Source organism: Enterobacter sp. C3_dUdeg, from assembly GCF_057536195.1.
Map to the genome: position 1 here is coordinate 831548 of NZ_BAAKFX010000001.1, position 14022 is coordinate 845569.

13 protein-coding genes are annotated in these 14022 nt (G+C 58.3%); 4 read left to right on the plus strand and 9 right to left on the minus strand.

The genetic code is table 11. The features are described from left to right. Positions 1–84: 84 nt before the first annotated feature. Positions 85–930, plus strand: a complete 846-nt coding sequence (gene nhoA / locus AC27FC_RS03870) for an N-hydroxyarylamine O-acetyltransferase (protein WP_196354321.1) — start codon at positions 85–87, stop codon at positions 928–930. Between the two features lie 39 nt (positions 931–969). Here nhoA and AC27FC_RS03875 read toward each other — a convergent pair whose 3' ends face one another. Beyond that, on the minus strand, positions 970–1563 hold the full coding sequence (locus AC27FC_RS03875; RefSeq protein ID WP_196354322.1) for a TetR family transcriptional regulator: 594 nt from the start codon (positions 1561–1563) through the stop codon (positions 970–972). Positions 1564–1679: 116 nt separating this feature from the next. Between AC27FC_RS03875 and AC27FC_RS03880 the strand changes: the two genes are divergently transcribed. Beyond that, on the plus strand, positions 1680–3167 hold the full coding sequence (locus AC27FC_RS03880) for an MFS transporter (RefSeq protein WP_087822647.1): 1488 nt from the start codon (positions 1680–1682) through the stop codon (positions 3165–3167). 77 nt (positions 3168–3244) lie between these two features. Next, positions 3245–5128 carry a potassium transporter Kup gene (locus tag AC27FC_RS03885; RefSeq protein WP_196354323.1) on the plus strand — a complete coding sequence of 628 codons (1884 nt, stop codon included), beginning with the start codon at positions 3245–3247 and terminating at the stop codon, positions 5126–5128. A gap of 39 nt (positions 5129–5167) precedes the next feature. Here AC27FC_RS03885 and AC27FC_RS03890 read toward each other — a convergent pair whose 3' ends face one another. From AC27FC_RS03890 to AC27FC_RS03920, 7 genes are read right to left on the minus strand one after another with little or no spacing between them, the layout of a single operon-like run. Further along, positions 5168–6394 carry a Zn-dependent hydrolase gene (locus AC27FC_RS03890; RefSeq protein ID WP_196354324.1) on the minus strand — a complete coding sequence of 409 codons (1227 nt, stop codon included), beginning with the start codon at positions 6392–6394 and terminating at the stop codon, positions 5168–5170. Next, positions 6391–6873, minus strand: coding sequence for an L-2-amino-thiazoline-4-carboxylic acid hydrolase (locus AC27FC_RS03895; RefSeq protein ID WP_032656897.1), 483 nt, complete (start codon positions 6871–6873; stop codon positions 6391–6393). Before AC27FC_RS03895 ends, AC27FC_RS03890 begins: the two co-directional genes overlap by 4 nt. An 18-nt stretch (positions 6874–6891) precedes the next feature. Beyond that, positions 6892–8049, minus strand: a complete 1158-nt coding sequence (locus tag AC27FC_RS03900; protein WP_196354325.1) for a branched-chain amino acid ABC transporter substrate-binding protein — start codon at positions 8047–8049, stop codon at positions 6892–6894. A 28-nt stretch (positions 8050–8077) separates the two neighbouring features. Then, the gene (locus AC27FC_RS03905; protein WP_143346953.1) at positions 8078–8797 is read right to left on the minus strand and encodes an ABC transporter ATP-binding protein; all 720 of its coding nucleotides are present in this window, start codon (positions 8795–8797) and stop codon (positions 8078–8080) included. Then, positions 8790–9557, minus strand: a complete 768-nt coding sequence (locus AC27FC_RS03910; RefSeq protein ID WP_039262838.1) for an ABC transporter ATP-binding protein — start codon at positions 9555–9557, stop codon at positions 8790–8792. The genes AC27FC_RS03905 and AC27FC_RS03910 overlap by 8 nt, the downstream gene beginning before the upstream one ends. Next, complete coding sequence (locus tag AC27FC_RS03915; RefSeq protein WP_196354326.1) at positions 9554–10660, minus strand: branched-chain amino acid ABC transporter permease; 1107 nt, start codon at positions 10658–10660, stop codon at positions 9554–9556. The genes AC27FC_RS03910 and AC27FC_RS03915 overlap by 4 nt, the downstream gene beginning before the upstream one ends. 8 nt (positions 10661–10668) lie before the next feature. Further along, positions 10669–11619 (minus strand): branched-chain amino acid ABC transporter permease, encoded by a 951-nt coding sequence (locus AC27FC_RS03920; protein ID WP_196354327.1) that lies wholly within the window; start codon positions 11617–11619, stop codon positions 10669–10671. Between the two features lie 170 nt (positions 11620–11789). On the opposite strand from AC27FC_RS03920, the gene AC27FC_RS03925 reads away from it, so the two are divergent. Then, positions 11790–12734 carry a LysR substrate-binding domain-containing protein gene (locus AC27FC_RS03925; protein WP_196354328.1) on the plus strand — a complete coding sequence of 315 codons (945 nt, stop codon included), beginning with the start codon at positions 11790–11792 and terminating at the stop codon, positions 12732–12734. Between the two features lie 56 nt (positions 12735–12790). Here the strand turns inward: AC27FC_RS03925 and AC27FC_RS03930 are convergent, their stop codons facing one another. Continuing rightward, positions 12791–13900, minus strand: a complete 1110-nt coding sequence (locus tag AC27FC_RS03930) for a porin OmpC (protein ID WP_033145646.1) — start codon at positions 13898–13900, stop codon at positions 12791–12793. Between the last annotated feature and the right edge of the window lie 122 nt (positions 13901–14022).

Below are 14022 nucleotides of genomic sequence, written 5' to 3' on the forward strand. Positions count from 1 at the left end.
AGTATGACGAAAAAGCACGGAAATCAAAGTGGATGCGTAAAATTAGTTTATAAACAGAACATCTCAATCAAAGGAAACTGATGCATGTCCCCATTTCTGACCGCCTATTTTGCCCGCATCGGCTGGGCGCAACCGACGCGGGTGGATATCGATACCCTGCGCGCGCTGCATTTACATCACAACTGTGCGATCCCTTTTGAGAATATTGATGTTGTTCTGCCGCGCGAAATCCAGCTTGACGATCGGTGTCTGGTCGACAAGCTGGTCACCGCACGTCGCGGAGGGTACTGCTTTGAGCAAAACGGCCTGTTCGAGCGCGTCCTGCGTGAAGTCGGGTTTACGGTGCGTAGCGTGCTGGGGCGCGTGGTATTAGCGAATCCGCCGCAAATGCCGCCGCGCACGCACCGTCTGCTGCTGGTTGAGCTTAACGGTGAGCGCTGGATTGCCGATGTGGGGTTTGGCGGCCAGACGCTGACGGCGCCGATTCGACTGCTCGCTAATGAAGAACAGGAGACGCCGCACGGGCTGTATCGTCTGCTGAGCGAGGGGAACGACTGGGTGCTGCAGTTCCGTCACCACGAGCACTGGCAGTCGATGTACCAGTTTGACCTGACGACGCAGTATTTCAGCGATTACGTGATGGGGAATTTCTGGTCGGCGCACTGGCCGCAGTCGCATTTCCGTCATCATCTGCTGATGTGTCGCCATCTGCCGGACGGCGGCAAGCTGACGCTAACCAACTTCAACTTTACCCACTGGCAGAACGGTCACGTAGAAGAACAGATCCATTTGCCGGATGCTGAGGCGCTTTACCAGCTGATGCAGGAACGCTTTGGGCTGGGCGTTGACGAAGCAAAACACGGATTTTCACTGGCAGAGCTGACGGCGGTAATGGCGGGCTTTGATACACATCCTCAGGCCGGGAAATAATGCGCAGGCCGGGTAAGACGTCGCCGCTACCCGGCAACATCACTGCTGAGACGGGCTAGAAAACAACTCGAGCGTGATTAATTTATCAAGATGGTTGTTAAAGGCGGCTTCGTCCATTTCGGGCATGTTTAAGATATACATTCCGTCAAGACCGCACACCAGACCAATCAAGCGCCAGGCAATATTTTCCGCTCGATCGCCCGGTTTTAATGCCCCGGCCTCCGTTCCCGCTTTGATAAGCGCCACCGTTTCCTGGTGCCACATCTCCATGGTCATCACATAGGCACCTTTGATGTCGGCATCGCGGCTGGCCAGGATCTGCGCTTCACGCCACAGGCGAATATAGGGCTCAAACCTGCCGTCATCGCTGCCGAGCATGGCATGAAGCTGCTCCCGCCAGCCGGCCTGTTTACCCGCGACATCCGCATCCAGCAGCTCGCGAATTAGCCGTACGAAGGCCAGCGATTTTAGCTCGCCGCCGGACGTAAAATGATGATGCACCTGGCCGGTGGCGACTCCGGCCTCGGCGGCAATACGGCGTACCGTCATTGCAGCCAGTCCTTCAGCCAGCGCCACGCGCATGGCGGCCTGTAAGATGGCTTCCCGCCGTTCATCCTTGCTTAGATATCGCATGTTTACTCACTCTCAATGGGAATGAAACGAGTGTAACAAAAAGCTGGACATGCGTTCAACTTTACGTAGGATCGCATCCTGGACATGTGTCCATGTTTTAAAACAAAAGGAAATTTATGTTTCGTCAGTGGTTAGCGTTAGTGATTATCGTGCTGGTGTATATCCCGGTGGCGATCGACGCGACGGTGCTGCACGTGGCGGCGCCGACATTGAGCATGACGCTGGGCGCCAGCGGCAATGAATTGCTGTGGATCATCGATATTTACTCGCTGGTCATGGCGGGAATGGTGCTGCCGATGGGCGCCCTGGGTGACCGCATTGGTTTTAAACGACTGCTCATGATTGGCAGCACGCTGTTTGGCCTGTCGTCGCTGGCGGCAGCGTTTGCCCCTTCAGCAGGGTGGCTGATTGCGGCGCGCGCCTCGCTGGCAATCGGCGCGGCGATGATTATTCCGGCCACGCTGGCTGGGATCCGTACGCTGTTTATCGACGCGCGGGATCGTAATATTGCGCTCGGCGTCTGGGCCGCGGTTGGGTCCGGTGGCGCGGCGTTTGGCCCGCTGATTGGCGGTATGCTGCTCGAGCATTTCTACTGGGGCTCGGTGTTTTTAATCAACGTACCGATCGTGCTGGTGGTGGTTTCGCTGGCGGCGCGTTTTGTGCCTCCTCAGCAGGGACGCCCGGAGCAGCCGCTGAATATCAGCCATGCCATTATGCTGATAGTGGCGATTTTGCTGCTGGTCTACAGCGCAAAAACAGCCCTCAAAGGCGCACTGTCGCCGTGGGTGGTCGCGTCCGCGCTGGTTACCGGCTCGGTGCTGCTGTTTATCTTCGTGCGTATTCAGCTCCGCGCCCGCGTGCCGATGATCGACATGCGTCTGTTCTGCCATCGCATCATTTTGAGCGGCGTGGTGATGGCGATGACCGCCATGATTGCCCTGGTCGGGTTTGAGCTGCTGATGGCCCAGGAGCTGCAGTTTGTTCATGGCTTTACGCCGTTTGAAGCGGGAATGTTCATGCTGCCGCTGATGGTGGCGAGCGGGTTTAGCGGCCCGATCGCGGGTGTGCTGGTGGGGCGATTAGGGCTACGCATCGTCGCGGCTGGCGGAATGGGGCTCAGCGCCGTTAGCTTTATCGGCCTGTCGATGCTTGATTTCAGCACGCAGCAGCTGCTGGCTTCTGCCCTGATGGTGCTGCTCGGCTTTAGCGCCGCCAGCGCGCTGCTGGCCTCGACCTCGGCGATTATGGCCGCTGCGCCGAAAGAGAAAGCCGCCGCCGCGGGGGCCATTGAAACCATGTCCTATGAACTGGGCGCCGGGCTGGGGATCGCCATCTTTGGTCTGCTGTTGACCCGCAGCTTCTCGGCGTCGATTGACCTGCCGCAGGGGCTGAACGCCTCGCTCGCAGATAAAGCCTCGTCATCCATTGGTGAGGCGATGAAGGTGGCGCAGGATCTGACCCCGACGCTGGCGGAGTCGGTGATTGAGGCGGCGAAAAGCGCGTTTATCACCTCGCACAGCGTGGCGCTGGGCAGCGCGGGCGGAATGCTGCTGTTGCTGGCAGTGGGGATCTGGTTCAGCCTGGCGAAGGCCAGGCCGCAGTAATACAGGGCGCGCGGTTGGCGCGGGTGGGGCAGATGGGCTATGTTTTTTAAAGGATTATCTGACTCTTGCTGGAAAATATGAGCCCTCGCCACAGCAGTGAACCGTCCCAACCGCTCTCCCGGTTAACCCTGCTTGCAGGGGGCGCGCTGGGCGTCGTTTTTGGTGATATCGGCACCAGCCCGCTCTATACCTTCCGCACGGTGCTTTCGCTCTCTGAGCATGACCCTACGCCCGGCGTCATACTGGGCCTGCTCTCCCTGATTACCTGGACACTCATCCTGGTAACGTCCATAAAATATGCCGCCTTTGCCATGCGAATTGATAATCATGGCGAGGGGGGCATCATGGCCTTAATGTCGCTTCTGGTGGAGAAAGGCAAAGGCGGGCGCTGGGTTATTTTTTCCGCCCTTATCGGCGCCGCTTTAATTTACGGTGACGGCGCGATAACCCCGGCTATCTCCGTGCTTTCTGCCCTTGAAGGGCTGGAGATGGTCATTCCTGAATCTCAGCCGTACATATTACCCCTGACGGTGGCGGTTCTGCTGGGGCTGTTTCTTCTTCAGCCTTTTGGCACTGCGCGAATAGGGAAAATATTTGGCCCGGTCATGGCGGTTTGGTTTTTGGCGATTGCTGCCCTGGGCGTGCGGGGGATCGTACAACACCCCTCGGTATTGCTGGTCCTCAACCCTGCGTACGGCATCGCGTTTTTGTTTTCGAACGGGTACACCAGTTTCCTGGTCCTGGGCGGCGTTTTTCTCTGCGTGACGGGGGCCGAGGCCCTGTATGCAGACATGGGGCATTTTGGCAAAAAGCCCATCTGGCTTGCCTGGTACGGCATCGTCTTTCCTTCGCTGCTGCTCAACTATGCCGGCCAGTCAGCGCTGATTCTGGCCGGTGCCGACAGCAAACAAAACCTTTTCTATACGCTCTGTCCGCCGGTGCTGCAGGTTCCGCTCATCATTCTTGCCGCGCTGGCGACGGTCATCGCCAGTCAGGCGATTATTACCGGCGCTTTTTCCATGACGCGCCAGGCCATACAGCTTGGCTGGTTACCCCGATTGCGCATCAAGCAGACGGCGGCGGAAAGCTACGGCCAGATTTATATCGGGATAATCAACTGGCTGCTGATGGGGGTGACCATCGGGCTGGTGGTGTTCTTTAAATCCTCCGATAAGCTCGCCGCCGCGTACGGCATTGCCGTGTCGTTAACCATGCTGATGACCACGGGGCTGCTGTTTGTGGCAATGCGCGAAGTGTGGCGCTGGAGCCTCGCCAGCAGCGCGGTGATTGCCCTCTGTTTTCTGGTGATTGATGCCACCTTCTTGTTTGCCAATCTGATTAAGGTCCTGGAGGGCGGCTATATTCCGCTGCTGATGGCCGCCGCTATTTGTACGGTGATGCTGATCTGGCACCGCGGCATTAAGGCGGTATCCGCATCGGTGGGCGAGAAGGGCGTCAGCGTGGATGCGTTCTTTGCCCAGCTTCAGCAAAAAACGGTGCCCAGAGTGGCGGGCTCCGCCGTCTTTTTGACCCGGACACAGAACAATATCCCGCCGGTCATGCGCTGGCACGTCGCGCGAAACCGGGCGCTCCAGCAGGATGTGTTGTCGCTTACCATTGATATTCTGAATGTGCCCTACGTGGGGGAAGAACAACGCATCAGGGTAGAGCAGCGCGCGCCGGGCTACTGGCACGGCGTGGCCCAGTATGGCTTTATGGAACATCCGGACATCCCGCGTTTGCTGCAGGGTGTCAGCGAGATTAACGCGCTTTTCGCCACGGATGACGTTACCTGGTATGTCGGGCATGAAACCATTGTGGCAGGCGAGGGTGAGGCAGGGATGGCGGCCTGGCAACGGCACATCTTTGCGTTCATGAAGCGCAACTGCACGCACGTCATCAACCACTATCACCTTCCCAGCGATCGGGTTGTCGAAATCAGCCGACGCGTTGCCGTGTAGACTCTGGCGAAAGCAGAGGTCCTCTGCTTTCGCACCGTTCTATCTCTCAAGGGCCGCGGACAGGACGCTATGCAATAACACGTTCGCCCCTTTTTCCGCCCAATCTGGCAGGATCCTTTCCGCTTCGTTATGGCTGATGCCTTTCACGCAGGGGATAAAGATCATGCTGGCGGGCGCCATTTTGCTGACATAGCAGGCGTCATGTCCCGCACCGGAGACCATCGGTTTCGACGAATAGCCCAGTTCCGCCACGGCCTTCTCTGAACGCGCCAGACATTCGGCGTCAAACGCGATGGGCGCGTAGTCGAAAATGCGCTCAACGGCAGCCGCGACGCCGCGCAGGCTGAGGCTTTCAGCCACCTTATGCAGCGCCGCTTCCATGGTTTCCAGCGCCTGCTGCATAGGATGGCGAAACTCAACGCTGCATTCCACGCGAGACGGCACGACGTTGCGCGAGTTTGGCGTAACCTTCGCCATACCGATCGTTGCGCGTCCGTCCGGCGCATGCCGGTAGCCAATCTCTTCCACCTTCAGCGCCAGCTCTGCGAAGGCGGTCAGTGCGTCGCGGCGGCTGTGCATCGGCGTCGTGCCCGCGTGGGCGGCGAATCCGTCCAGCGTCAGGGTAAACCAGCGCTGGCCCATTGCCGCGCGGACTAACCCGATATCAATGGCTTCATCTTCCAGGATCGGGCCCTGTTCGATGTGCAGTTCGTAGCAGGCGTGAACCTGAAACGCGCGGGCAGGGGTTTCACCCCGGTAGCCAATGCTATCCAGCGCTTCGCCCACGGTGATGCCATCGTTATCCGCGCGGGCATGGGCGTACGCTTCGCTAAACTGTCCCGTCCAGACCCCTGAAGAGAGCATAGCTGGCGCAAAGCGCGCGCCTTCTTCGTTAGTCCAGTTCACCAGCACAACGTCACGCTCGGTCTCAACGTTATGATCGTTAAGGGTGCGCAGTAGCTCCAGCCCGGCCAGCACGCCGTAAACACCGTCGTAGTTACCGCCCAGCGGCTGGGTATCCAAATGTGAACCCGTCATGACCGGGGCAAGCTGCGGTTTTTTCCCCGCGCGACGGATAAACATATTGCCCATGCTGTCGACCTCGCAGGTGAAACCCGCGTCCAGCGCCCAGTCGCGCAGCAGGTTACGGGCAATCCGGTCTTCCTCGCTCAGCGCCAGGCGGGTCACGCCGCCGGCGGGCGTGCCGCCGATCTGCGCCATCATCTCTAGCGTTGACCACAGCCGTTCGGCGTTGACGCGGATCATGTTTTGTCCTTACTGCTGCGGTAGCGGAAATCACAGCACGAACCGCCCTGCATGATGGTGGTCGTGCGGGTCAGCTTCACGTCAGGCGCATAGCCAACGATGAATTTTTCATCGCGCGCGCAGGAGAGCAGATGACCAATCTCGCCCAGCCCCATTTCGTGATACATCTCCGCGTAACGACAGCGGGTCACGTTGTAGTTGTACTGCTGGTCGTCGGCGTCGATCACCTTCACGTCCAGGGCGTTATCTTTCTCCCACAGATACTGCAGGGCGATGAAGCTCTTGACGTCCGCGCCGTTGGGTTCTTTGCTGGCAAACGCTTTGCCAGCGTCAATCGCGGCCTGCTCAATGGCCTCGCCAATGACCGCCTGGGCGCGGGTTTTCCCTATCTCGCGCACCAGGATTTCATAAATTGGCTTAATAATTTCTGCTTCAATTTTGCGGCGGGCGAGAATGCCCAGCTCGTTATTATCACTCATCACATTGCCCTCGCTACGTTACTTCGCTTTTGCGCCACCCAGCACGGTCTGCGGCTGCCATTTGCCGTCGACAACTTTGTAAACGGTGAACGACGGCGATTTCAGGTTACCTTCTTTATCAAACGCGATCTGGCCGGTGACGCCGGAGTAGCTGATGGCGCGCAGGGCGGGCAGATAGTCGGACGGCTCAACGGAGTCTGCTTTTTCCATCGCCGCAACCAGCACGCGGGTGGCGTCATAGGCGAACGGGGCGTGCAGTTCGATATGGGTGTGGTAGCGTGACTGGTACGCCTGTTCGAACGCTTTACCGCCCGGCATCTGCTCAACCGGCAGGCCTGGTTCGAGGGCGACAACGCCTTCGCCTTCTTTCTGCGCCAGCTGCAGGAACGTCTGGCTGACAAATCCGCCTGCGCCCATCAGGGTGGCGTTCATGCCCAGCTGTTTGATACGACGCGCCAGCGGTGCGGCCTGGCTGTCGACGCCGCCGAAGAAGATCAGATCGGCGTTTTTACTCCGGATGGCGGTCAGCACGGCGCTGAAGTCCACCGTTTTGTCATCAACGTACTGACGATCGACAACCTTCACGCCCTGCGCTTCAAGGGATTTAATGAACTGGTCCGCCAGTCCCTGACCAAAGGCGGTACGGTCGTCGATCACCGCAATACGTTTGGCTTTGAGGGTATTGACCGCGTACTGACCGGCAAACTGACCGCCATCGTCGTCGTGGCCCATCACGCGGAAGCTGGTATCAAAACCCTGTTTGGTATAGGCGTGGCCGGTCGCGACCGGTGCCACCTGTGCGATGCCCGCATCGTGATAGACGCGTGCGGCAGGAATGCTTGTTCCGGTGTTCCAGTGACCGACAACGCCCGCCACGCCGCTATCCACCAGACGCTGCGCCACGGCCACGGCGGTGCGCGGGTCGGACTGATCGTCTTCGGACTGCAGTTTGAAGGTCACCGCTTTGCCGCCGATGGTCGGGTGCTGCTTGTTAATGTCGTCAATGGCCAGCTGCGCGCCGTTCTCCAGGTCCTTACCGATACGTGCAGACGGGCCGGTGAGCGGGCCTGCCAGACCGATAACCACGGTTTCGCCGTCGGCTGCCCACGCGGCCGTCGAGGCAAAGCTGCCGAGGAGGATAGCGGCGCTAAGCGCACTGATTTTTACTGTTTTCATTGTATTTCCCTGATGTTGGCTGGTGTTGTTAAACGGGCATTTCGCCCAAATAAATCTGTGCAATCTGGTCGTCATTGAGCAGCGCTTTCGATTCGCCATGATGAACAATGCTGCCGCTGTCCATCACCCACGCGCTGTCGGTGACTTCCAGCGCGAGACGGGCGTTTTGTTCGATGAGCAGCAGGGCAACGCCGCGCTCGCGCAGGCCGGCAATGACGGCAAAAATGTTTTCTACCATCTTCGGGGCGAGGCCCATCGAGGGTTCGTCGAGGATCAGCAGGCGCGGGCGGCTGAGCAGGGCGCGGTTAAGGGCCAGCAGCTGTTGCTCACCGCCGGACAGCAGGCCGGCGAGCTGATGCTGGCGTTCGCCCAGGCGCGGGAAGCGCTCGAAGATCTCGTTCATCTCGCGCTTAACGGTGACAGTGTCACGCCTGAGCCAGGCGCCCATCTGCAGGTTTTCCAGCACCGTCATTCGGGAGAAGATCCCCCGGCCTTCCGGGACCATCACCAGACCGTCACGGAGCAGGGTTTCGGGCCTGTGCTTACGCACCGCTTTACCGTTGAATTCAATACGGCCGCTAAAGCTTTCCAGCCCGGTAATGGCGCGCACGGTGGAGCTTTTCCCCGCGCCGTTAGCGCCGATCAGCGTAGCCTGTTCGCCCTCGCGCAGGGTAAAAGAGACATCGCGTACGGCCTGAATGCCGCCGTAATGCACGTCCAGACGTTCCACCTTCAGTAATTCAGACATGGGCGTTGCCTCCAAGCCAGGCGGCGATCACCGCCGGGTCGCGACGCACGCTCTCCGGCGTGCCGCTGGCGAGCGTTTTGCCGTAATCAAGCACCGTCAGGCGATCGCAGATGCCCATCACCAGCTTGACGTCATGTTCGATCATCAGCAGGGTTTTGCCGTCATCGCGAAGGCGGATAAGCAGCTCGCCGAGCGCCACTTTTTCCGCTGCGTTCATCCCGGCGGCGGGTTCATCCAGCGCCAGCAGCAGCGGATCCGTTGCCAGCGCGCGGGCAATCTCCAGACGTCGCTGATGGCCATACGCCAGATCGCAGGCGCGGTAGTGGGCGAACTTCGCAATGCCGGTGTACTCCAGCCAGTGCCAGGCCAGTTCCCGGGTCTGTTTCTCTTCTTCGCGAGCGCGTTTGTGGCGGCTCAGCGCGGCCCACAGGCCGTTGCGGGTGCGCACGTGGCGGCCCACCATCACGTTTTCCAGCACCGACATGTCGTTAAAGAGGCGCACGTTCTGGAAGGTACGCGCGATCCCGGCGGCGGTGACTTTCTCAATGTGCTTTGGGAAATAGGGCTTATCTGCAATGGAAAATTCACCGCTGTCCGCCGGATAAAGCCCGGTGATCAGGTTAAAACAGGTGGTTTTTCCCGCCCCGTTAGGACCAATCAGGCCGTAGATCTCGCCCTTGTTCACGGCGATCGAAACGTCATCCACGGCGGTAAGCCCGCCGAAGCGTTTGGACATGTTGCGTACGGTTAACAGACTCATGTATTCACCTCCTTGTGGCGTACCGGCCAGATCCCGGCAGGACGCACCAGCATGACCAGCACCAGCGCCAGGCCGTAGAACAGCTGACGCAGCACTTCCGGGTCAATCAGTACCGTACCGAACAGCGCCTGCTGAACCGGAGCTGCCTGACTGCGCAGCAGTTCCGGCAGGGCGGTGAGCAGTATCGCGCCGAGGATCACGCCCGGAATGTGTCCCATCCCGCCCAGCACCACCATCGTCAGCACGGCAATGGATTCCTGTAACGTGAAGGATTCCGGGGAGACAAAGCCCTGGAACGCGCCGAACAGGGCACCCGCCACGCCGCCAAAAGAGGCACCCATCCCAAAGGCCAGCAGCTTATAGTTACGCACGTTGATGCCCATCGCGCGGGCCACATCCTCATCTTCACGGATGGCGTGCCAGGCGCGGCCAATACGGGAATGCTGCAGGCGCAGGCAGACAAAAATAATCGCCACAATCACCAGCATCAGCAGGTAGTACCACAGCCACAGGGCGGGCACTTTGAAACCAAACCAGTGGTATACGCCGCTAAACTTCAGGCCGAACAGATTCAGCGTATCCACCCCGGTAATGCCCTTTGCACCGTTGGTGATGTTCACCGGACGGTCGAGGTTGCGCATCAGGATGCGGATGATTTCGCCAAAGCCGAGGGTCACTATCGCCAGGTAGTCCCCGCGCAGCTTCAGCGTGGGAGCGCCCAGTAAAATGCCGCAGACCGCAGCGACGAGCGCCGCCAGCGGAATAATCAGCAGATATGAGGTGTGCAGCCCGTCCGGGAACCAGACGTTGAGGATCGGGAAAACCTCCAGCAGGTGTGGCGAGGCCATCAGCGCGGCGAGATAGGCGCCGACCGCGTAAAAGGCGATAAACCCCATATCCAGCAGGCCGGTATAGCCCACCACAATATTGAGTCCCAGCGCCAGCATGATGTAGAGCAGGGCGAAGTCGATAACTCGCACCCAGTAGTTGCCGCCAAGCTGCGTGGCCACCACGGGAGCAACCAGCAGCGCGAGGCAGAACAGAATCATGCCTGACCAGAATTTGCGCGTCGCCGCCGGGGTTTCTAGTTGAAGCGTTGTCATTGTTTCCCTCACGCCCTGTGCGCTACGCGCTCGCCCAGCAGGCCTGCCGGACGGAAGACCAGCACCAGGATCAGGACCATGAAGGCAAAGACGTCCTGATAGTTGCTGCCGAAGACGCCGTGGGTCAGTTCACCCAGGTAACCTGCGCCCAGCGCTTCGATAATGCCGAGCAGGATCCCGCCAATCATGGCGCCACGAATGTTCCCTATGCCCCCTAGCACGGCGGCGGTAAAGGCTTTTATTCCGGGCAAAAAGCCCATCGAGAAGCTGGCGTTGCCGTAGTTGCTGGCCATCATGACGCCTGCCAGCGCGGCGAACACGCCGCCAATGGCGAACGTCAGGGTAATAATGGCATTGGGGTTAACCCCCATCAGCGTGGCAACGCGCGGGTTTTCCGCCACGGCGCGCATGCCGCGGCCCAGGCGGGTGTATTCCACCAGCAGCCATAGCCCCGTCATCACCGCAAGCGCCAGCGCCACGGTAACAATGCCGGTGACGGTCACAATGGCGGGGGGATGCAGTTCGCTTCCCGACGTTACGGCGATCGGTTCCATGGGCAGGATCTGCGGGAACATCAGCGGATTGCGCGTCCAGATAATCATCGCCACGGTTTGCAGCAGGACCGAGACGCCGATACCCGAAATAAGCGGTGCCAGGCGCGGGGCGTTGCGCAGTCGACGGTAGGCAAAGCGCTCTACGGCCATTGCCAGCAGGGCGCAAACGGCCATGGCAATCGCCAGGGCAACGCCAAGCTGCAACAGCAGCGGCATGTGAGGAAAGGTAGTGTTCAGGGCGTTAATGGCGGAAAGGGTGGTGAGCGCACCGACCATCAGAATATCGCCGTGAGCAAAGTTAATAATGCGCAAGATGCCATACACCATGGTATAGCCCAGCGCGATCAGCGCGTAAATGCTGCCCAGCATCACACCGTTGATCAATTGTTGTATGAGTGTATCCAACGTCTGTTCCCGCAAAGTCTTCTTTCTGCGGCTACCATCCGATAAATGAATTTAATTGTAAAATACACATATATTATTTCTTATGATAAACCGCTATTGTTTTATCTTAATGATTTATATGAAGATAATGTAATCGCGTTCTCTGGTGAAAAGCCTAAAGAAATCAACATATGAATAAAACAGAACAATTGGCGGGTTTGCCTGCGTATGCAGACAGCCGTCTGGCAAACGATCCGCCGCTTCGGGCCGTCCGTGCCTTTGAGGCCATCGCCCGGCTGGGCAGCGTCACGCTTGCCGCGCAGGAGCTGGATATCTCACCGTCGGCGGTCAGCCATCAGCTCAAGGTGCTCGAAGGGTATCTGCAAATGCCGCTGACGGCGCGTCAGGGGCGCAGGCTGGTGCTGAGCCAGCACGGACGGGAATATTACCGTTCGATCCGTGCGGCGTTTAACGTGCTGCGCCAGGCAACGGAGCATCTGGCCGAGCAGGCGCAAACGCGTCAGGTCACCATCAGCCTGATCCCGCTTTTTGGCATGGGGTGGTTTATCCCGCGTCTGCCTGATTTTATGCGTGCCAATCCGCAGACCGAGATCAACGTAGTGTATGCCAACCACCGTAACTATCTGAGCGATGCGTCGGATATGTCGATTCGTTTTGGTAACGGCCAGTGGGCGGGCTATCAGAGCGAAAAGCTGATTTCCGGACAGATGGTGCCGGTGTGCAGCCGCGCGTTTTTGCGCATTCATGGCCATATCGACACGCCTGAGCAACTGCTGCAAATGCCGCTGCTGCATGATGAAGAGCGCACCACGTGGCCGCAGTGGTTTCTGCTGCAGGGGGTAAAACGAGCTCTGCGGCGCAGCGGCCCCCTGTTTGAAGACGGGCTGTTAACGCTGGCGGGCGTGCAGGCCGGGCTGGGCTGCGCGCTGATGCGCGAGCCGCTGATCGCGCCTTATCTTGAGAGCGGCGAGCTGGTGAAGATATTTGACTTACCCATTGATGACGGGCGCGACTATCACCTCTGCGTGCGTTCGGATTCGGAGATGACCGAGGACGGTAAGTTGCTGCAAAACTGGCTGCGTCGGGCGGCGAGCGGGGAGCCGTCAGCCGGGTAAAAGTGACGGATAAAAAAAAAGCCAGCTTATTAAGCTGGCTTTTGTACAGACAAGATTTAGAACTGGTAGGTCAGACCCAGCGCAACGATGTTGTCGGTACCGATGCCTGCCTGGCGAGTGAACTGGTTGTCGTCGAGCAGGTTGATTTTGTAATCCACATAGGTGGACATGTTTTTGTTAAAATAGTAGGTCGTGCCAACATCGATGTATTTAACCAGATCCTGGTCGCCGAAGTTTTCGATGTCTTTACCTTTGGACTGCAGGTAAGCGATGGATGGGCGCAGGCCAAAGTCGAACTGATACTGAGCCACAACTTCGAAGTTTTGCGCCTTGTTTGCAAAACCGTAGATGTCGCTGCGATTACCGTTAGAGGTACCGAAGCGGGTTGCGTTATAGGTCTGAGAGTACTGTGCAGCAAGGTAAATGTTGTTTGCGTCGTATTTCACACCACCGCTGTACACTTCAGCGCGGTCGCCTTCACCGTATACGCCAGCCGCATTCTGGTCAGCGGTACGACGTGAAGAGGACATTGCGCCACCCACGCTGAAGCCTTCACCCAGATCGTAAGTCAGGGACGCGCCGTAGCCGTCGCCGTTCTGGTTCAGCAGGCTGCGACCGCTGGTGTTTTCACCGCTTACGCTGCCGTTTTTGCCCTGATACTGCAGAGCAAAGTTCAGGCCGTCAACCAGACCAAAGAAGTCCTGGTTACGGTAGGTCGCAACGCCGTTTGCACGAGACTGCAGGAAGTTGTCGGCACCGTAGGTGTCGCCGCCGAATTCTGGCAGGACGTCGGTCCAGGAGGTCACGTCGTAAATTACGCCGTAGTTACGACCGTAATCAAAGGAGCCTGCTTCAGCAAACTTCAGACCTGCAAACGCCACACGGGTCCAGGACTGGTTGTCGCCTTCGTCTTTGTTACCCTGAATCTGGTATTCCCACTGGCCGTAGCCGGACAGCTGGTCGTTAACCTGGGTTTCGCCCTTGAAGCCGATACGCATGTAGGTTTTATCGCCATCTGCGCCAGCGTCATCAGAGAAATAGTGCAGACCTGTTACTTTACCGTACAGATCCAGCTTGTTACCGTCTTTGTTGTAAATTTCGGCAGCGTTAACAACGCCTGCTGCCAGCATGGAAGTGACTGCCACTGCAACTAATTTAAGTTTCATCTTAAATGTTCCTTATAATTTTTTTTGAGTATTTCCTGAACCACTGTAAACGATTTCTAAACGAGGCTGTTCGTCAATGGCATGCTATTTTTAAAAATCTCGTAGTCTTATTTCAATAATAA

Coding starts and splice junctions, on each gene's coding strand:
- nhoA (WP_196354321.1), top strand. CDS start 85: ATGTCCCCATTTCTGACCGCCTATTTTGCCCGCATCGGCTGGGCGCAA.
- AC27FC_RS03875 (WP_196354322.1), bottom strand. CDS start 1,563: ATGCGATATCTAAGCAAGGATGAACGGCGGGAAGCCATCTTACAGGCC.
- AC27FC_RS03880 (WP_087822647.1), top strand. CDS start 1,680: ATGTTTCGTCAGTGGTTAGCGTTAGTGATTATCGTGCTGGTGTATATC.
- AC27FC_RS03885 (WP_196354323.1), top strand. CDS start 3,245: ATGAGCCCTCGCCACAGCAGTGAACCGTCCCAACCGCTCTCCCGGTTA.
- AC27FC_RS03890 (WP_196354324.1), bottom strand. CDS start 6,394: ATGATCCGCGTCAACGCCGAACGGCTGTGGTCAACGCTAGAGATGATG.
- AC27FC_RS03895 (WP_032656897.1), bottom strand. CDS start 6,873: ATGAGTGATAATAACGAGCTGGGCATTCTCGCCCGCCGCAAAATTGAA.
- AC27FC_RS03900 (WP_196354325.1), bottom strand. CDS start 8,049: ATGAAAACAGTAAAAATCAGTGCGCTTAGCGCCGCTATCCTCCTCGGC.
- AC27FC_RS03905 (WP_143346953.1), bottom strand. CDS start 8,797: ATGTCTGAATTACTGAAGGTGGAACGTCTGGACGTGCATTACGGCGGC.
- AC27FC_RS03910 (WP_039262838.1), bottom strand. CDS start 9,557: ATGAGTCTGTTAACCGTACGCAACATGTCCAAACGCTTCGGCGGGCTT.
- AC27FC_RS03915 (WP_196354326.1), bottom strand. CDS start 10,660: ATGACAACGCTTCAACTAGAAACCCCGGCGGCGACGCGCAAATTCTGG.
- AC27FC_RS03925 (WP_196354328.1), top strand. CDS start 11,790: ATGAATAAAACAGAACAATTGGCGGGTTTGCCTGCGTATGCAGACAGC.
- AC27FC_RS03930 (WP_033145646.1), bottom strand. CDS start 13,900: ATGAAACTTAAATTAGTTGCAGTGGCAGTCACTTCCATGCTGGCAGCA.